At 69.4% G+C, this 17696-nt stretch carries 15 protein-coding genes and 1 pseudogene; 8 read left to right on the top strand and 8 right to left on the bottom strand.

Annotation, left to right across the window (positions count from 1 at the left end):
- Positions 1–84: 84 nt before the first annotated feature.
- Both A4V12_RS24690 and A4V12_RS24685 read right to left on the bottom strand, forming a co-directional pair.
- Positions 85–1089, bottom strand: a complete 1005-nt coding sequence (locus A4V12_RS24690; RefSeq protein WP_234372331.1) for a hypothetical protein — start codon at positions 1087–1089, stop codon at positions 85–87.
- Between the two features lie 4 nt (positions 1090–1093).
- Positions 1094–1477, bottom strand: a complete 384-nt coding sequence (locus A4V12_RS24685; RefSeq protein WP_064071608.1) for a hypothetical protein — start codon at positions 1475–1477, stop codon at positions 1094–1096.
- Between the two features lie 110 nt (positions 1478–1587).
- Here A4V12_RS24685 and A4V12_RS24680 point away from each other — a divergent pair, with 110 nt between their 5' ends.
- Together A4V12_RS24680 and A4V12_RS24675 are read left to right on the top strand one after the other, a co-directional pair.
- Complete coding sequence (locus A4V12_RS24680) at positions 1588–4977, top strand: CHAT domain-containing protein (RefSeq protein WP_064071607.1); 3390 nt, start codon at positions 1588–1590, stop codon at positions 4975–4977.
- 629 nt (positions 4978–5606) lie between these two features.
- A complete protein-coding gene (locus A4V12_RS24675) occupies positions 5607–6455 on the top strand; it encodes an AAA family ATPase (protein ID WP_234372330.1) in 849 nt (282 codons plus the stop codon).
- A 142-nt stretch (positions 6456–6597) separates the two neighbouring features.
- On the opposite strand, the gene A4V12_RS35575 is transcribed toward A4V12_RS24675, so the two are convergent.
- Positions 6598–7505 (bottom strand): IS5 family transposase gene (locus A4V12_RS35575; RefSeq protein WP_107415503.1). Its coding sequence is split into 2 segments (ribosomal slippage): positions 6598–7169 and positions 7169–7505, totalling 909 coding nucleotides; the frame shifts between segments, so codons are not numbered across the junction.
- Between the two features lie 885 nt (positions 7506–8390).
- On the opposite strand from A4V12_RS35575, the gene A4V12_RS35570 reads away from it, so the two are divergent.
- The 3 genes from A4V12_RS35570 to A4V12_RS24645 are packed head-to-tail and all read left to right on the top strand — an operon-like array spanning position 8391 to position 11418.
- A complete protein-coding gene (locus A4V12_RS35570; RefSeq protein ID WP_079137310.1) occupies positions 8391–9500 on the top strand; it encodes a bifunctional DNA primase/polymerase in 1110 nt (369 codons plus the stop codon).
- Positions 9497–11020 carry a DNA primase family protein gene (locus tag A4V12_RS24650; protein ID WP_064071601.1) on the top strand — a complete coding sequence of 508 codons (1524 nt, stop codon included), beginning with the start codon at positions 9497–9499 and terminating at the stop codon, positions 11018–11020. The genes A4V12_RS35570 and A4V12_RS24650 overlap by 4 nt, the downstream gene beginning before the upstream one ends.
- A complete protein-coding gene (locus A4V12_RS24645) occupies positions 11017–11418 on the top strand; it encodes a DUF6009 family protein (RefSeq protein WP_064071600.1) in 402 nt (133 codons plus the stop codon). Before A4V12_RS24650 ends, A4V12_RS24645 begins: the two co-directional genes overlap by 4 nt.
- Before the next feature lie 435 nt (positions 11419–11853).
- On the opposite strand, the gene A4V12_RS24640 is transcribed toward A4V12_RS24645, so the two are convergent.
- The 3 genes from A4V12_RS24640 to A4V12_RS37685 all read right to left on the bottom strand — a co-directional run bounded on the left by A4V12_RS24640 (position 11854) and on the right by A4V12_RS37685 (position 13749).
- Positions 11854–12363, bottom strand: a complete 510-nt coding sequence (locus A4V12_RS24640) for a hypothetical protein (protein ID WP_064071599.1) — start codon at positions 12361–12363, stop codon at positions 11854–11856.
- A 314-nt stretch (positions 12364–12677) separates the two neighbouring features.
- Positions 12678–13487: a tetratricopeptide repeat protein gene (locus tag A4V12_RS37690; RefSeq protein ID WP_064071598.1), complete on the bottom strand. Its 810-nt coding sequence runs from the start codon at positions 13485–13487 to the stop codon at positions 12678–12680.
- Positions 13488–13548: 61 nt separating this feature from the next.
- Positions 13549–13749 carry a hypothetical protein gene (locus A4V12_RS37685; RefSeq protein WP_159028933.1) on the bottom strand — a complete coding sequence of 67 codons (201 nt, stop codon included), beginning with the start codon at positions 13747–13749 and terminating at the stop codon, positions 13549–13551.
- 833 nt (positions 13750–14582) lie between these two features.
- Between A4V12_RS37685 and A4V12_RS24625 the strand changes: the two genes are divergently transcribed.
- Positions 14583–14828: a hypothetical protein gene (locus tag A4V12_RS24625; protein ID WP_064071596.1), complete on the top strand. Its 246-nt coding sequence runs from the start codon at positions 14583–14585 to the stop codon at positions 14826–14828.
- Between the two features lie 246 nt (positions 14829–15074).
- Here A4V12_RS24625 and A4V12_RS37680 read toward each other — a convergent pair whose 3' ends face one another.
- On the bottom strand, positions 15075–15248 hold the full coding sequence (locus A4V12_RS37680; RefSeq protein ID WP_159028932.1) for a hypothetical protein: 174 nt from the start codon (positions 15246–15248) through the stop codon (positions 15075–15077).
- A 126-nt stretch (positions 15249–15374) separates the two neighbouring features.
- Between A4V12_RS37680 and A4V12_RS24620 the strand changes: the two genes are divergently transcribed.
- Both A4V12_RS24620 and A4V12_RS37675 read left to right on the top strand, forming a co-directional pair.
- Positions 15375–17168: a hypothetical protein gene (locus A4V12_RS24620; RefSeq protein WP_159028931.1), complete on the top strand. Its 1794-nt coding sequence runs from the start codon at positions 15375–15377 to the stop codon at positions 17166–17168.
- Between the two features lie 115 nt (positions 17169–17283).
- The gene (locus tag A4V12_RS37675; RefSeq protein WP_159028930.1) at positions 17284–17439 is read left to right on the top strand and encodes a hypothetical protein; all 156 of its coding nucleotides are present in this window, start codon (positions 17284–17286) and stop codon (positions 17437–17439) included.
- Between the two features lie 66 nt (positions 17440–17505).
- Here A4V12_RS37675 and A4V12_RS39150 read toward each other — a convergent pair.
- A pseudogene (locus A4V12_RS39150) lies at positions 17506–17696 on the bottom strand (hypothetical protein); the annotation flags it as partial.

Genomic DNA, 17696 nt, shown 5'->3' with positions numbered 1-17696 from the left:
CATCAAAGAGACACGCGCTAGGGCCGCCGGGTGTTCGGCACCCCGGACGCGCACCAGATTTCGGCTGCCTCGGCGTCACGGTCGTCACTGGGCGGGGGTGCGGGGCGGTTCCGTGCGACGGGGTCCGGCAAGATCCACCGGGGGGCTCGGGCGCAACAACTGCGCGATCCGGCCGCCCGTGGCCTTGGTGAGGCCGTCGACCGGGTAGAAGCCGAGTTGGCGGGCCAGATCCGGGGCGTACAGCTGGGCGGCGGCCTCCAGGAGTGTGGCGTAGGTGTGGGCGGCCGCGCGCACGCGTAGATGCGCGGCGACGGCGAGCACGGCCGCGACGATCAGTGCGGGCCACCACCAAAGGGCGAGCGGCAGGTACAGCCCAGCCCAGGCGCCCAGCGTGGTGGCCCGGGTCAGCGCCTGGCGGGCCGCAGTGACCTCTTGGCGGGGCGTGTCGGGAAGCACCAGCCACAGGCGCGGCCAGAGCGTGGCGAGGTCGAGCCGAAAGTCCCGCTGCAGGCGTACGGCGACTGCCTGGATCCGGTCCCCGCTCCAGGTGGGCCGGGCGGGCTCCTCCAGAGCGATGCGGTCCTTCGCCGCGCAGGCGTCGCGGGCGGCGTCGCGCGCGGCCTCCAGTGCTGAGGGGTCGCTGCCGGGCTGCCGGTGGAGCTCCGCCCGTTCGAGCCCGACCTCGTTCTCCGCGCGCCGCCACCGCTCCGCGGCCACATGCCAGCGGCGTTTCCGCCGCTCGGTCAGTCGCCTGGCCACGCCTCTAGGTCCGGCGGGCCAGTCTGCACAGTTGTCGGCGAGTTGGACCTGTTCGACCAGGGAGCCGAGTGCTTGGGCGACCACTCCGACGGCTGCGGCGCCGACGAGTACGGCAACCAGCACAACCATCTGGCCGCCGGTGCTCTTCGCCGCGGGTGCCTCGGCCCACCGGTTGACCTGTGCCGTCAGCACGGCCGGGTCGAACGGATGCCCGTTGCCCAAGGTGAGGGCGGCCGCCGCGACCGCCAGGTAGAGCGCGCCTGGCAGGACCAGCAGGGCGACCCACCGTTCGGCGAGCTTCTTCCCCAGTTCTCCGAGCACTCCGCCCATCCGGCTACAGCTCGCTGCTGAGCAGGTTGGCCCCGGTTACGGCGCACCGGGGCGCCTCGGCGGCGCCGCTCGGCCAGGTGAAGCGCAGGCAGGTCCGGGTGGGGCACAGCCACACCGCCCCGTTCGGGGTGCCCCGGTCGACGCCCGCAGCGTGCACGCCCCGGTCGCCCGCGCCGCTCAGGCCGGTGTACCGGTCCAGGCCGTCGGGGTCGCCGATGGCCTGCAGCACGGCGTGCAGTGTATCGAGGGGGCCCGTCAGGTCGCCACCGCCGCGCGCCGCCGTGAGCACGTTCTCCAACACGGTCGCATCGCCGACCGGCCCGGCACGGAGGCGGCGGCGGATGTCCGCCTCGAATTCGCACGCCCCCGCCAGGCGGAGAGCGATCAAGTCACGAGCCACTGAGGTCCCTTCCGAGCCGTCCGGGCGAAGGCTGCTCTGCCAGCCCATCCGGTCAACTTGCCTATGGGCAATGGAGGTTGTGAGTACCATCACACCACATGAGAGACGGTTCGAGCGTCCGGGCCAGACAACTTGCCAAGCTCACATCGCTCCTCCAGGACACCCGGCGGTCGGGCGACGCCTCGGCGCTGTTCCGGTCCCGTACGGTCCGCCGGGTCATCGAGCTTCACGAGACAAGGGAGCCGAACGACCTGAGGGTCGGTCTGGTGCTCGGCTGGTTCCACTGGTTCCGGTATCTGGCCCTGCCACAGGGGGCGGACCGCCCGGAACTGCAGCGGGCCATAGACGAGTTCGTCCCGTGCTTCCTGGCCGGCCTGGAGGAGCTGCCAGCCGACCTGCTGACGGTGCTTGCCCGCGAGGCAACGCTCCCGGCCCGCGCCTTGGCCGCCCAGTGCCTGCACTCGACCGACCCGGAGACGCTGACGTCCGCGATCGAACTGTGCCGCCGGGTCGTGGCCGCCGCGGACGAACGCGACCCCGGGTACCCCCGCATGCTGCTGACGCTCGTCAGCACGCTCCAGGCGCGCTTCGAACGCGACCGCAAATCGGACGATCTGGACGAAATCATCAGTTTAGCTGCGCAGGCGGCGGTGCTGGGCGGGCCCGACGACCCCAGCCACGCCGAGGCCCTGTCGCTCGTCGGAGTGGGGGTACTGGCCCGGTACCGGCGGACGGGGGACTTGGCGGATCTGGCCAAGGCCGAGAACGTCACACGACGCGCAGTGGATGCCTCCGCAGCGGGCGGCTGGGAACGCTCGGGGCGGATGTCGAACCTGTCGAACGTTCTGACGGCGCGGTATCACCATTCTGGCAACCTGGCCCACCTCATGGAAGCCATCGCAGTGGCCCGGGAGGCCGTGGCGACGGTCCCGCCCGACCTGCCCCCATTCGCGGCCCTGTCCTCGAACCTGTCCGGCGCGCTCGTCGCCGCCTTCGAACGCCTCGGTCGGCTCGCAGACCTCGACGAGGCGGTCACCGCGACGCGGAACGCTGTGCAGGCGACTCCGACCGGCCGTCCCGACCGGCGAATATACCTATCCAATCTCGCGGCGGCGCTGCGGATCAGGTACATCCGCCTCGGCGCGACGGAAGACCTCGTCGAGGCGCGGGAGTCGGCGCTGGAGTCCTATGGAACCTGCCCGCCCGAGCATCCCCACCACGGACGTTTCCTGTCTGTCAGCCGGGCCGTCCACCAGACCGCGTACGAGCACTCCGGCGCGGCCGAGCACCTCGAGATGTTCTCCGCGGCCGCGTTCATCGCTTTGATAGCGACCCCGGTCAACCACCCCGAATTTCCGCTGCGCGCATCCGAGTTCGCCGACATCACCCGACTGCGGTTCGAACACGGCGGATCCGAGGAGGCCCTGCAAGAGTCGATCGACTGGTCTCGGCGCGCCCTCAACAGTTCGTCCGCCGCAGGTGAACGCCCCGAGCTGGTATTCCGTTACGCGCAGGTGCTGCGCACCCGGTACACGGCCAGCGGGGCGCCGTCAGACCTCGACGAGGCCCTGGCCTGGGCGCAAAAGGCCGTCGACCTCCCAACCACCGACCGCACGAGGCGAATCGCCCATCTGATCAACCTGGCTGGCTGTCTCCAGCTCCGCGCCGAGCACCGCGACAGCTGGAGCTACACGGAGCGTGCGGCCGGGGCCTGGACGGAGGTCGCCCGGGACGAGTCGGCCGCGCCGTCGCAACGCATCGAGGCCGGCCTCCAGGCGGCCACCCTGCTCGCGCGGCTGGGCCGGTACGCAGCCGCGGCGGAATCGGCCGAGGAAGCGGTCCTGCTGCTCCCGCAGGCGGCCGCGCGCCGGCTCGGGCGCCGCGACCGCCAGCAGGCGATCGGCCGGTACGCCGGACTCGCGGGCACGGCCGCCGCCCTAGCCCTCGAAGCCGCAGCACCGGACGACCCCGAGGCCGCCGAACGCGCCGCCGGGCTCCTGGAGGTCGGCCGCGCGGTATTGCTGGGCCAAGCGCTAGAAGTCCGCGGCGATCTTGCCGAGCTGACCGAGCGGCGCCCCGAGCTCGCGGCCCGATTCCGTGAGTTGCGAGAGCACCTGGACCAGCCCGAAGCGGTGGAGATCGGCATGCGGGACCGGGTCCAGCCGGGCGGCGGAACCGATGCCCGGCACTACCTGAACCAGGAACTCGTCGAGCTCCTCCGAATCATCCGCTCCCTGCCCGGCCTCAACAGATTCGGGCTGCCGCCCAGCCCCGCCGAACTCCGGGAGGCAGCGGCCGAGGGCCCCATTGTCCTGATCAATGTCAACGGCCAGCGCAGCGACGCCATCCTGATCACCCCTGACCGCGTCCGCGCCCTCCCACTGCCAGGGCTCACGCCTGACGCCGTGGCCCGGCAGGTCGAGGCGTTCGACCGCGCACTGGGGCGGACAAGCAGCGACGAAAGCGCCGAGGAGCGCTCGACGATGCTGGCGGGTGTACTGCAGTGGCTGTGGGACAACGCCGCCGGGCCGGTCCTGACCGCCCTCGGCCACACCCGCACACCCGGCCCGGCCGACGCCGACATCCATGCCGCCACCCACAAGACTCAACAGCCGAGTTGGCCGAGGATCTGGTGGGCCCCCGGCGGACTTCTCGGCACCCTGCCGCTGCACGCGGCCGGCCACCACACCGAGAAGCCCGCCGACCCCGCCCAGCGGCGCACCGTCCTCGACCGCGTCGTCTCCTCTTACACACCGACCGTCCGAGCACTGCGCCACGCCCGTGAACGCGCCCGCGGGCCGATTGACCACAGCACGGCACACTCGCTGGTCGTCGCGATGCCCGCCACCCCGGGCCTGCCGAACGACGGTAGGCTCTGGCAGGTCGACGACGAGGTTCGGGCCGTCCGCCGCCACCTGCCCGACGCCGAAGTACTGCTCGGACCGGAACCCGATAGCTCGTCAACCGGCGGCCCGGACATGGTCCCCACCCGGGCGAACGTCCTCGTCCGGCTGCCTCGCAGCGCCATCGCGCACTTCGCCTGCCACGGCACCACCGATCCCGACGACCCGTCCCGCAGCCTGCTCCTGCTGCACGACCACGCCACCCACCCGCTGACCGTCGCCCAGCTGGCACCCGTCTTGCATGACTGCGCCCAGCTCGCCTACCTCTCTGCCTGCAGTACCGCCGTCACTCACGCAGACACGCTGGTCGACGAGGCCATCCACCTGGCCACCGCCTTCCAGATCACCGGCTACCCCCGGGTGATCGGCACCCTATGGACGATCAAGGACAACATCGCCGTCACCATGGCCGACCTCTTCTACCGGGGCCTGGCCCTGGGAAACGGCCCCCTCGACCCCGGCCGGTCGGCGTACGCACTCCACCACGCCGTCCGCAGTATCCGGGATGGCTATGGCCTTCCGCAGGGCTTCCACCGCGCGGCGACCCCAGCGCTCTGGGCCGCCCACATCCACGTCGGGGTCTGAGGCGTGAACGGGCACGGTGGGCACGGGAAAACTCCACGGGCTGCATGATGAGGAGCAAGGCTCAGGTCTGAGACCTTTGACGTGTTCGTCGACCTTGATGTCCCGGTCCCACGACTGAGCACGTTCGTCTATACACGGCTTAGCCGCCGCGCGGCCCCGACGCAGCGGCGGCAGGCGGACGTCGACGGTACAGCGGGCGAGCTGGCCCTGGCGTAGGGGCTAAGCGGGAGGGAGCGGCCCGGTGGTACTGCCCCAGCGTGCTGGCACCGGACCTGGCTGCGATCTGAGGCGGCCGGTGCTGCGCCCTCACCCGCCCCGTAGCGGGGGGGCGCAGCAGTGTAATGGATCGGAACGGGATGGATCGGCCGCGACGGTTCGGCGTGCGGCTCATGGGGCCACGGCGGAGCATGTCTGTCAAGCAGGCTGGGGTTCGGGACGAGGGCCGGTGTGGGGAACTCCCGAGCACAAGCGCTTCGTGTATCGCGCAGGCTGCGATTCACCCGGCTGCTGACCGCTGGGAACGGTGTCGACCCCGTCATCGGCCGGTAGCTCGTGCCGGTATGGAGTGTGCGGGGCCGCACAGACAAGATCGCACACCGCGCCGGAATAGGCCGGCCGGTGCGCGGCCTATGGCTGTTCGACCAGCGCTCCCCGCGCTCACTGCCGATCGCGTCGCGGGTGCTCATGGAACTCGGGGCGGCCGGATCAGCGCCGTGCCCGCCCGCGCCGTACGGCGGCTGACGGGGCCGGCGCGGGCAAGAGCACGCTCATGGACGCCGTGCCGGATCGCGTGGGACGCCACCGGCTTCACGTACGCGGGCGCGTGCCTGTCGGCGGTCGGCGCGCAGGGCCTCACCGACGCCTCCGCCATTCCCGCGCGCACCGTGGCGTCCTGGCTGAAGCGGATCGAGTTGGGCGAGGGGCTGACCGGGATCGACGTCCTGGTCGTCGATGAGGCGGTGATGACCGACGACCGGTCCGCCGCGCAGCTGTTGACCGAGGCGGCCCGCACCGGTACGCAGGTCCTCGCCATTGGCGACCCGCTTCAGCTCCAGGCCGTCGGCATCGGCGGCTGGTTCCGCGAGGTGCACCGCCTCGTCGGCGGCCTCACCCTCTACGAGAACCGGCGGCAGCGCGATGCTTCCGAGCGGGCCGCGCTGGACATCTGGCGCACCGGCGACCACCGCCAGGCACTGGAAATGCTCGCAGCCGCCGAGCGCGTGCACCCGGCGGCCACCGCCGACGAGGCGCGCTCACAGATGCTGATGGCCTGGGACAAGCTGCGCGCCGACTGGCCCGACGAGCTCGACCTGCTGGAGAACCTCGCCGTCCTCGCGCCCACAACGACGACGTGGACCTCCTCAACGCCGGCGCCCAGGAGCTGCGCCGCCAGAACGGCGCAACCACCTGCCCGTCCACGACGTCGACGCCCGCCAGCGGACCGTTCTCGAACCGCGGATCCGTGCCACCCGCACTAGTCGCGGCCGAGGCCACCTTCCGCCCGGCTGGCGCGACGTCGACGACGGCCTAGCGGTGCGCGCCGGACGGGACGCAGCCGCCGGAGAAACGGCGACGCAGGCTCTCCGGCTCCCTCTGCTTGGCCTCCGACATCCTGCTGCCCTAGGTCCTGTCTGACAAAAGGTCTTGGATGGGTTCGCGGAGCCAGAGGATGAGTGAGGCGAGGTGGACTCCGGCCTTGTAACGGGCGGCGAGTTTGTCGAAGCGGCTGGCGATCGCGCGGAACTGCTTGAGTCGGTTGAAGCAGCGTTCGACCACGTTGCGGGCCTTGTAGAGCTCGCGGTCGAAGGCCGGCGGTCTGCCGCCGGCCTTCCCTCGCCGCAGGCGGTTGGCCTTCTGGTCCGCCCGCTCCGGGATCACCGCCCGGATGCCGCGCCCGCGCAGGACCTGGCGGATCGCCCGGGACGAGTACGCCTTGTCCGCGATGACCGCGTCGGGCCTGCGGCGGGGACGTCCGGCGCAGATCCGGGGCACTCTCAGCTCGGCCATGACCCTGTTGAAGACGGTGGAGTCGTTGACGTTGCCGGGCGTGACGACGACGGCCAGGGGCAGGCCTCGGCCGTCGCAGGCGAGATGGATCTTCGTGGTCAGCCCGCCGCGGGACCGGCCGAGCGCCTGGCCAGCCGACGGATGTGCCGGATCTTCCAGTTCGTCCCCCGGCCCCGCCCCCTTTTGCGGGCACCGGCGGCGTGCTGGTGGGCCCGGCTGATCGTGGAGTCGACCGACACGGTCCACTCCACGGCTCCGACGGAGTCGTCACGGACCTGCACCTGTTCGAGCAGACGGGCCCAGGTGCCGTCCGCTTCCCAGCGGGCGAACCGTTCATAGGCCGTCTGCCACGGCCCGTAGCGTTCCGGCAGGTCACGCCACGGAGCACCGGTCCGCAACCGCCACAGCACCCCGTTGATCACCTGCCGGTGATCCCGCCACGGCCGCCCACGACCGTCAACACCAGGCAACAACCGCGCTATCCGACCCCACGCCGCATCCGTCAGCTCACCACGACCCACCACAAGATCAATTATCAGACAGGACCTAGTGGTGAAGGGTGCAAGGCGTCTGCTGCACATCCGGTGAGGGGGCAGCGCAGTATTCGCACGGCCCAGATGGCACACGAATGCTGCACAGAGAGCAAGGCCGGCCTAACCCGAGCAGCAGGGAGGAGCAGCAGGGCCACCGGGCCGCCGCCGTCTGTTCTTGTTTCCTCTTCTGGAGGGCTGTTCGCCGCGGATCGAGGAGCCCGCGCTGCTAAACCAGCACCGGCTCGTGCTGGTGCTGCACCAGCACGGGCGCCTTCTCCTTGGGGAGGGCGAGCCACTGAACGGGCCAACCAGCAGGGCGTCGGCGGCCTGGGATAGAACGGGGGGCCTGCTCGCTGGTGGTCTGTTTGACCAAGTGTCGCAACGAGTGCTCGACCCATCCAGCTGGCTGCTTGGCGCCCAGCCCCTCCCTACTTGGTGATGTTTTGGTGTGGTTTGAGTCGCTTGAGTCGCTTAAGCGGTAGGGCGGCATCCAATGCAGCGACTGAAGGTCAGCACCGGCCATTCCTTCGGTCGCTGAGGCATACCTGCAGGTCAGTGGCCGTCTTGCTTGATATGCAGCGACTCAAGCGACTCTGGCTTAGGTATATCAGCCGAACTGTGTGTGCGCGTGTGCGTCATATATAGGGAAGTTCAGTCGCTTCAGTCGCTGTTTGGCAGCCTGCAAGCCTCTGAGCTGCTACTTTTTCGAGCGTCTCACCGTGTACCAAGAGTCGCTGAGTCGCTGGTCTCCACCTTCGGTCGCTGATGGGACGTCTCGGCACGCCGCCGAAGGGCAGGTTGATTCGCCGAACAGACGTTTTCGCTAGGCTGTGTCCGTCGTTGAGTCGCTTCGGTCGCTGATGGGGGAGTCGCATGCCTGCTGAGCTGCGGTTTTCTCCTAGCGACTCAGTATCTGCCCTCTCTGCTGCTTCAGTCGCTGAGTCGCTGGCCATCGCGCGGTGGTGTGTCAGCCATGGTTGGCCCGTTCATCCCCTGGCGCCGGGGAAGAAAACTCCGGCCTCGAACTGCTCAACGTGTCAGCAGCGTGACCACAAACGTGAGACCTGCACCTGCCGCATGGCAGGCCGCTGGTGCCACGGCTTTCACGCCGCCACCCTGGACATGGCCCGTCTCGCCCAGTGGTGGGGCCCCCGCCCCCAGATGGGCGTCGGCGTCTCTTGCGGCCCAGCCAACCTGGTCGTCATCGACGTCGATGCCCACGCAGCCACGCCCCCCGCCCGCGACAAGCTCCTGCCAGGCATTCCCATCGCGGCTGAAATCGACGTCTCCGCCATGACCACTGGCTTCCACACCCTGGCCGTCCTTGCGGCTCTGCGCGGTCAGCCCAGCCCCGCCGACGACGACGCCACGCTGCGCGTACGCACGCCATCTGGAGGCCTGCACATCTGGTACCGCGCAACCGACTCCCGCCGCTGGCAATGCTCCGCCGGCTCAGGCGCCAACCGTGCCCTGGCCTGGCAGGTCGACGTCCGCGCCCACGGCGGATACATCATCGCGCCCGGCACCCAAACCTCGGCAGGCACATATCGACCAGTCGGTCCGGCCCGCACCCCCGCCCCGCTGCCGGACTGGCTCGCACTCGAGCTTGAGCGCACCAACCACCTGCCCGCCGCGCACATCCCCGCCCCAAGACCCGTTCCAGCGCGTGCGCGGCAGGCGGTCGTAGCCGCTGGCGGAGGCCGTGACCGGGCAACCAAAACCCTCGCGACCGTCCTTGCCGAAGTCGCCGCCTGCGCCGCGGTCCCAGAAGGCGCTGGCTTCTCCGAGAAGCTCAACCGTGCCGCTTTCACAGTCGGAGGACTCGCAGCCGCCGGCCACCTCACGGAGCACGCTGCCGAACAGGTCCTCCTCGAGACCGCCACCATGGCCCGCCCAGGGCAGGAACGCCACTGTCTGCAAATCATCCGCAGCGGTATGCGCGCCGGCTCCCAGCATCCCCTGAGCCCTGGGAGGCGCCCATGAACACCCCCCTCGGCGGCGACAACGTCCTGTTCGACTTCGATCCCCAGGCCATGGCCGAGCAGATCATCGCCAAGACCGTGGCTGCGCCGCTGCCCGCCCAGGCCGCAGGCGAGACCAACGCTGCCCAAGGACCCGCCACCGCTCACGGACTGCTGCCCGACACCCTCACCGACCGAGGCAACGCCAAGCTGTTCGTCCGCATCTACGCCTCTGACTTCCGCCACGTCCCCGGCCTTGGCTGGTACCGATGGGACACCACCCGCTGGCAGATGGACGAGGACGACACAGTCCTGTGGGCCGCCGGCGACCTCGGCGAGCACATCGCTGCCAGCGACCCCCGCGGCCTCTACACCGCCGAAGCGCTCAAGAAGCACCGCCGACGAGCCCTGAGCACCTCCGGTATCAACGCCATGCTCGCCCAGGCCAAATCAGCCCCCGGCATGGTCCTCAACGCAGCCCTCCTGGACGCCGACCCCTACGCCCTGTGCACCCCGGCCGGAGTCGTCGACCTGCGCACCGGGCTCGTCCGCACCCCCGACCCGAACAAAGACTTCCACTCCCGCTCCACCACAACCGGACCAACCGCAGTACCCACCCCGCGCTGGCAGCGCTTCCTCACCGACACCTTCGGCGACGACACCGAAGGCGCCGAAATGATCCGATTCCTCCAACTCCTCCTGGGCTACTCCATCACCGGAGACGTCGGCGGCCAAGTCATGCCCTTCCTCTTCGGCGCAGGAAAAAACGGCAAATCGGTCCTGCTCGACGTGCTCATGAAACTCCTCGGCGACTACGCCGACGCCGCCCCGCCCGGCTTCCTCATGGCACGCCCCTACGAAGGCCACCCCACCGACCTCGCAGAACTCCACGGCCGGCGCGTCATCGTCTGCTCCGAGGTCAAACCCGGCGACAAGTTCGACGAAGCCCGAGTCAAGCTCCTGACCGGCGGCGACCGCATCAAAGCCCGCCGCATGCGCCAGGACTTCTTCTCCTTCGCCCCCACCCACAAACTCTGGCTGCTCGGAAACCACCGCCCAGAAGTCGGCACCGGCGGCTTCGCCTTCTGGCGCCGCATGCGCCTCATCCCCTTCGAACGCACCGTCTCCGACGACCGCAAGATCGACAACCTCGCCGACATCCTCGTCGCCGAAGAAGGCCCCGGCATCCTCAACTGGCTCATCGAAGGCGCCCGCCGCTACCTCAGCGGCGACAAAGACCTCACCGGCCCCGACAAGGTCCGCATCGCCACCAACGCCTACGCCGAAACCGAAGACCACACCGGCCGCTTCTTCGACGAAGCCTGCATCCTCAACCCAGACGCACGCACCGAACAATCCAGCCTGTACACCGCATACAAAGCCTGGTGCCAAAGCGAAGGCTCCCCACCCGTCTCCAGCCGCGCCTTCGCCGCCCGAGCCCGGGAACTCGTCGGCCTGTCCTCCCCCAAAGAGATGATCTTGTCCAATTCGCGGAAGTACTACCCTGGTATCGGACTGCTCGCCGACGAGGAGATGGCATGAGCGCCCTGATCAGCGACGACGAGATCAAGCACGAAACCGAACTCGTCTGGCTCGAGGACATCACCAACCTCGACTACGTACGCCAAAGCCTGGACCGCCTGCCCACCCGCAGCGGCAAACCCGCCTACTTCCGCGACGGCCGCATGATCGGCTACGCCATCCTCGGCCCCAAAGCCAAAGCATCCCGCGCCTCAGGCACCTTCCGCCGCCGCGTCTTCTGGCTCCTGCCCCACGACCGCGACACCGCCCCCGACGGCCTCTACGCCACAGGCGCACCCGCCGAAGCAGTCGACCCCCGCACCCTGACCGCTGGCAGCAGAGGCCGCAAAACCGAACGCTCCGAAGGCGGACCCCCCTCCGCAGCCATGCAAGAACTCGGAATAACGCTCCCCCTGTGAGCTCGTCAGCAGTCTGACGTGATCTGGAGCGAGTCGTATGCCGTAGGCGAGCCGGTGGCATGGTGTGGACCTCGAACTTTGAGCCCTACCCGCACCATCGCCATGGTCACCGGCCTAGCAGGACGCTGTCGACGGCCGGACCGTAGGGGGCCGGACGCGATGCCGGGACGCGGGGGCGCAGATCAGGAGGTCGTGCTCGATGCCGATACCTCGGCGGTCCCTGTTGGCCAGGAACGCGAGACGCCTGGGCCAAGGGCTGGGCACTATGTGCACCCGGTGGACGGCAGTACCTACCTCGACATTGGCGAGGGCCTACGGCTCGACTCATCGAAGGGAACGCGGTTCTCGAGGCAACGGTGGAGTTGGCCGAGCACGCGGTGAGAGGTGGTCGATCGCCTTCCCCCAGGGGGCAGCCGCTGCAGGGTGATTAGGCTGCTACTCCTCCGGCAGAGCCATGGCGAGACCGGAGCTGACGGGACACTCGTCGTTGACAAGACTGAGCCGGTTCCCGGCCCAAGCATCGAGCCGGTCGCACGCCCAAGCGGGGTCATACGCTGCCGTGGGCATCTGGGGTATGCGCTTTCGACCGGTGTCGTCGAGCCGATAGGGAACCTCGAATGCCGTGCTCCAGCCGTCCAGGTTTGAGGCAAAGCGCTCTTCCGCTTCTGCTGGACTGATGCCCAGGTAATGAGCGATCTCCGTCCAGGAGCTGCCTCGCTCGCGTTCGTAGATCACAGCCGAGACCAGGGCGCGCTCAGCGAGTTCGAGGAGTCGGAAGGCCTGGCTGACCCGGCCCCCGGGGCCGGTGTCAGGGTCATTCCCGGTGGCGACCAGGCCAGCGGCGCCATCGGCGACGTCCACGGCGTGATCGCAGAGGACCAGGCGTGCCAGCGCCTGGCGGGTGAACCGGGCACGGTCGGCGTCATAAGGAGTTCTCTCAGTCACCCGCACAGCCTCCCAGGCGGAGCCGCATCGAGGCCACCGAGAACATCCACAACCGGCACAACCTCAAAGCTGGTGTGGCTGATGCTGCGACGGAGGGTTGCATGCACGGGCCTGGGCGGGGTGAGGCCGATCGCGGTCTGGAACCACCACAACCGATATCGACCGTGCCGCCGCCCTCATCGCACAGGCCGCACGCACCATGGCCACACCCACGCTTAGGGCCTGATAAGCCGGGCGCCGCGCACGTCCGTTGGTCCGTTCGGAGTCGTGACTGTGGAACTGTTCCGAGACGCGGCCACAGATGAGAGATCTGTTCAGGACGAAGTACGGGATTCGGGCCACCGCTGCCCACGTTCCGGTGTCTCAAGGATCCAGGACCTGATTTTATCCCCCTGCCGGTCGGCCTCGCGGGATGCCTCCGACCTCTCGCTGGCGAACCTCCGTCCGACCTCCGCGGCCTCCTCAAGGGCGTCGAAGGCCTCTTGGCGGCGCCCCACGTCGGCCAATCGGACGGCGAGGTTGTTCAGGCTCGTCGCAAGGTCCGCACCGACGTCGGCGGAGCTGTGCGCGGCCAGCTCGCGGTAGAGCAGGACGGCCTCTTTGGCCGCTCGCAGTGCCTCCTCCCGTCGGCCGAGGCCGCCCAGCCGGTTGCCCAGATTGGTCAGGCTCCTCGCCAAGGCCGCGCCGTGGGGCCCGGCGTCCAGGTCGGCCAGCTCGCGGTTGATCCGGACGGCTTCCTCGATCGTATCGAGGGCCTCGCCCGAGCGGTTCACGTCGGCCAAGCGGTTGGACAGGTTGCTCATGAGGGCGGCGAGACCGGGGCCGTACGCCGCCGGTTCCCGCCGCGCCAGCGGCCGGTATAGCGATACCGCCTCGTAGCCGGCGGCGAGCGCTTCCGTGGCCCGGCCGGTCTCGCCCAGCCGCACGGAGTGATTGCCGAGGGCCTCGGCGAGGTCGGCGGCGACGGCCTCGGAGCTGCGCGCGAACTGCTGCCGGAGGAGCTGCACTGCTTCGTGGACGGTCACGAGCGCCTCGTCGAGACGCCCGTCGTCGGCCAGCCGGTTCGACAGGATCCGAAGACTGCGCGCGAGGTGGAAGGCGTACGCGTCCGGATTCTGCCGCATGAGCGCGCGGTAGTGCCGGACGTTGTCGGCGGCAATGGAGGAGCCCGCTTCCTTCGGCTTCTCACTCCTTGGCTCTGCTCTCTTCGGTTCCGGTTTCTCCAGCTGCGTCCCCGCCCTTGCCCGCCCCGGAGACGGCCTGTCGAGCGGACTCCCGGGCGAAGGCCGCCGCGAGCGTGGCCGCGGAAGGTCTGCGGGTCGGGTCCTTGTCCAGGCACCTCCACAGGGCGTCGGCGAGCTCCGGGGCGATCCCCGACGCCGCCACCGCGCGCCGTCCGTCGTGGGTTCTGGAGTCGGACCACGTTCCCGTGAGGACAGACAGGAGCAGGGCGCCGGCGGCGGCCACATCGCTTCGGGGTGAGCGAGGAGCCGCCGTCGTCCGGCCCGAGATACGCGTCGCTGCGCGGGAAGTCGACACCGTGGTCGTTGTCGGCTCCGTCGACGCTCGCCGCCATCCAGCCGACCAGCCGGACATCGCGGTCGGTCACCAGGACGGCCCTCGGCGCGAGCCCTCCGTGGACGAGTCCGAGACCATGGGCGCGATCGACCGCGCGGGCCACGTCCTGGCCGATCCTCAGGAAGACCGCTTCCAGGACCGAACTCCCGAGCTCCTCGAGAAACGCGCGCAGGTTCGGCGCCGGACCGGAGGACGGATCGTCCGCGCGCCGGTGCACCAAGGCCGCCGCGATCCATGGCCGCATGTGGGCGGGGGACGTCCGTATGTGGGTGAGGTTGTCCAGTTCGTCCGAGCCGATGATGACGTTGTCTGCTCCCTGCGTGGCCGTCTGGCCGGGACGCGGCTGGCTACTCGAGTCCGTGACAGCCCCTGCCGCAACCTGGCCGGCCCTCTGCAGCACGGTCAGCTGTGGCAGGGGCGTCCGATCACTCTTGGCACAGGTCGTCCCATGCGCATGCGTCCAGGGCGTACGGAACCGGATTGGCCCGCGCTCGTTGATCAGCACGTGCGGCTCTTGGCACACCAGCAACTACCCAGCTCAGTCCCCCTCCCAGGGTCAACTCATGTGCCCAGTCTCACCAGTCCCGACGCACTGAGGCACGCGGCGTGCCACGTCCAGCCGCTTCACCCGCGGCGACCGTGTGGCGGCCGTCCAGCACGGACTCCCGTCCCGTGCCCCGGCCGATACCGCGCTCGTCGCCGCCGTCATCGCCCTCGGCGTCCCGTTCCTCGTCGCCATGAGCATGTTCGCCGCGTACGTGGTCTTGCAGCACCCCGGCGCCACCTCGCCCATCGGCATCGCCGCCGGTGCCCTCGGCGCTGTCCGGCACCGTCGCCGCCGGGGCGTGACCGCCATACTCGGCGCGCTGCGCCGTCGGCAGCGTTGACTATAGGTGTCGTCACTGCCTGTGGTGGTAGCGGCCGTGGTCAAGGAGATTCGCCGCCGGCACGGCCCCTGGTCCGTTACGGCTAATGGCGGACCAGGAGGCCGTGCGGGCGGCATCAGCCTGCGGCCACCCGTACGCGGCGGGCGACAAGAAGCAGATGGCCGTGGGGTGCTCGTAGCTGGCACGAGTCCCAGGCGGCGGCTGGCAGGCGCCCCGCCGCATTCGCGTGCGGCTGACGTCTGGGTGTCAGTCGCCGTAGCGTCCCGCGGAAGTGATCAGGGCGACCAGGACGAGGAGGCTGACGGTAAGGGTGACGACCTGCTGCGCGTCCCACCCTTGCTGGATGGCCAGCACGATCACGGCGGTGATGGCGTAGGGCCATGAACGGTGGCGCGGCTGCTGCGAGTTGGGGGTAGACACGATGACCTCTCGGATCGGCTGATCTGCTGGAGGTCCATGTTTGTTTGTGGTGTGATTGTTCGCCCTGGCGGATTTGCGTCGCCGCAGGTCGCCGTTCATTCATCCGGGACAACTGCTGATTGTCCCTTGGACAAGCCCGGTTCGGGGGACAGCATGGCGCGGCCTCTGGGGCCACTGAAGGGCCTGACCGACGAGGCCGACGAGTTCGCCCAGTGGCTGCGGAAGATCACGGCCGGGGTGACGGTACGCACCCTGGAGACCCACTTCCCCTACGGCAAGTCCTCCTGGAGCGCGTTCCGCGACGGCAGCAAGCTCCCTACCCCCCAGCTCGTCGAACAGGTGACGCAGCGCTACGTACGCGAGCCGGCCATGCGGGCCCAGTACACGGCCGACGGGTTACGCCTGCTGGCAGCCGCCCAGCAGGCGGCCAAGACATCCGCGAGCAGCAGTAGAGACGTTCCGGTGCCCCGTCCTCGGCAAGCCGACCTCACCCACGAGGCCTTCTTGCGGCTTGACGATGCTCGACAGTGGCAGCTCAAGGCGATGGAGCAGCTCGCCGCCTCCGAGCGGCAGCGGCGAGAACTGGAAGACACCGTCTCCTTCCTGCAAGAACGTTGCACCAGGCTGGAGAGCGAGCGGGACCGCGCCCGAGAAGACGCCCGGGCAGAGCTCCAACACGAGCTGCAGATGTCGCTGGAGTACCAGCGCCAAGCCGACGACAAGCTCGAGCAGGCCCGCCGCGCCGAACAAAAGGCCTATCAGCTACGCCTGGCCGCCGAGAACAAGGTGACTCTCGAGCGGATGGCCCTCAGGCACATCCTGCATGAGGACCGAGCGCAAGAGCCCGCTCCGGAACCTGGCGTGGGCCCGTCCATCGCCCAGGAGCTGAACCTTCCGCCACTGGACCAGGTCCACGCGTTCCTCGAAGCCAAACAGCGACAACTGGATGACCAGGACGACGACCTCGCCCATCTGGGCGAGCAGATTAGTCAGGGAGCGGTCCACACCGCCGATGACCGTGAGCAGCCCACCCGCCTCGTAGAGGGCCGCGTGGTCGGCAACGAGCTCCGGTATGTCCAGCACCATCCGCTGGACAACGCCGGAAAACCTCTGAACAGCGAAGACGGCCCGCAGAACCTTAACCAGAACGTGCACGGCCACCGTGCCGGCGGATCCCAGCAGACACCCACCAACCGTGTGGGCGAGGAACTGGTGACGGGTCTGCAGACGGTCAGCACCCCGGCAGCTCTGTCTACTGCTCTCTCCCGGCTCCTGCAGCGCGCGGGCAGGCAGTCGATCGCCAACCTCACCAAGGATGCCTTCCCTGGTAGCCTCAAGGACGACCTGCTCCTAATGACGGTCATGCGCTGGATCGACGGACAGGTGCTGCCCGACACCTGGCCCCACCTCGAATCCCTGGTACGTGCCATAGGCGCCACCGACCGCGAGGTCGAAGCGTTCCGCCAGGCCTACACCCGCATCGTCGACAACTTCCCCACCGGACCAGACACCTCACCCGACCTCGCCGAGCTCCCCTCCACCCCCCGCGGGCTAACCGACATCGCCAGGAGACTCACCCGCCCCCCAGCCCACAAGCAAGGCTGGCTCACAGCCGTCCTCGCCCCCTGCACGATCGCCGTCCTCACGACCAGCTACACCGCTGGCCTACAAGCTGACCCCGGCCCCGAAGCCTGGAAGCTCACCGGCTACGGCGCCCTCGCCCTCCTCGGCTGCGTCCTTGCCCTGCTGACAACCCTCAGGCCGCCGCCTGCTGAGAGAGGAAGAAGGGCCGAGACCAGCCTCGTCGGCATGGGCCTCAGCCTCAGCCTGCTTACCCTTCCAGCCGGACTGATCCTGCCGTGGGCTCTCAACTCGGATGCGGCCGGACACTGGCTCGCCGCCCTCGTCGGACTCCTGTGACCACCCCAACATGTCATCAATCCGCTCAGCGCCGCGATCCTTGTGGTGGGTGGGGTGGTGGGCTGACTTGTCTACCGGTACACCTGGTCCTTCGCCGGCCCAGCGAGCCGGGGACGTGTTCGTATGCAGCAACTGCCACGCCGGTGACGTCTCCCGCAAGGAGGCCGCTATCGAAGCAGCCCGCCTCCAGGCCGCCACGCCATCCGAGTCGGATCACGACCACGCCCAGGAGCCGGGCAAGCTCCGCGGCCTGTTCCGCCGCCGCGGCTGACCACACACGTCGACGCCGCGCCTTCCCCAGATACGGGGGAGAGGCGGCGTCGACAAGTAGCCCGGATCAGGCCGGGGCGGCCTCCTTCGCCAGCGCGGCAAGCGGGGGAGCGCCGGCCTTTCTCCACCGCGCGCGCAGTTGCTCCAAGTCGACCTCCGGGTGTGCGGGGACGACCGCGTCGACGGACGCCGTGGTGGAGAGCGCGACGTCGACGGCCCCGGCCCGGCCTAGGGAGTGTCCGCAAAGTATCGGTGTCC

Source organism: Streptomyces noursei, from assembly GCF_001646665.1.
GTDB lineage: Bacteria > Actinomycetota > Actinomycetes > Streptomycetales > Streptomycetaceae > Streptomyces > Streptomyces lavendulocolor.
Note: the sequence above shows the minus strand (reverse complement) of the source record. Positions and strands in the feature narration are given on the sequence as shown.

Coding starts and splice junctions, on each gene's coding strand:
- A4V12_RS24690 (WP_234372331.1), bottom strand. CDS start 1,089: ATGGGCGGAGTGCTCGGAGAACTGGGGAAGAAGCTCGCCGAACGGTGG.
- A4V12_RS24675 (WP_234372330.1), top strand. CDS start 5,607: ATGGCTGTTCGACCAGCGCTCCCCGCGCTCACTGCCGATCGCGTCGCG.
- A4V12_RS35570 (WP_079137310.1), top strand. CDS start 8,391: ATGCCTGCTGAGCTGCGGTTTTCTCCTAGCGACTCAGTATCTGCCCTC.
- A4V12_RS24680 (WP_064071607.1), top strand. CDS start 1,588: ATGAGAGACGGTTCGAGCGTCCGGGCCAGACAACTTGCCAAGCTCACA.
- A4V12_RS24650 (WP_064071601.1), top strand. CDS start 9,497: ATGAACACCCCCCTCGGCGGCGACAACGTCCTGTTCGACTTCGATCCC.
- A4V12_RS37690 (WP_064071598.1), bottom strand. CDS start 13,487: ATGCGGCAGAATCCGGACGCGTACGCCTTCCACCTCGCGCGCAGTCTT.
- A4V12_RS24645 (WP_064071600.1), top strand. CDS start 11,017: ATGAGCGCCCTGATCAGCGACGACGAGATCAAGCACGAAACCGAACTC.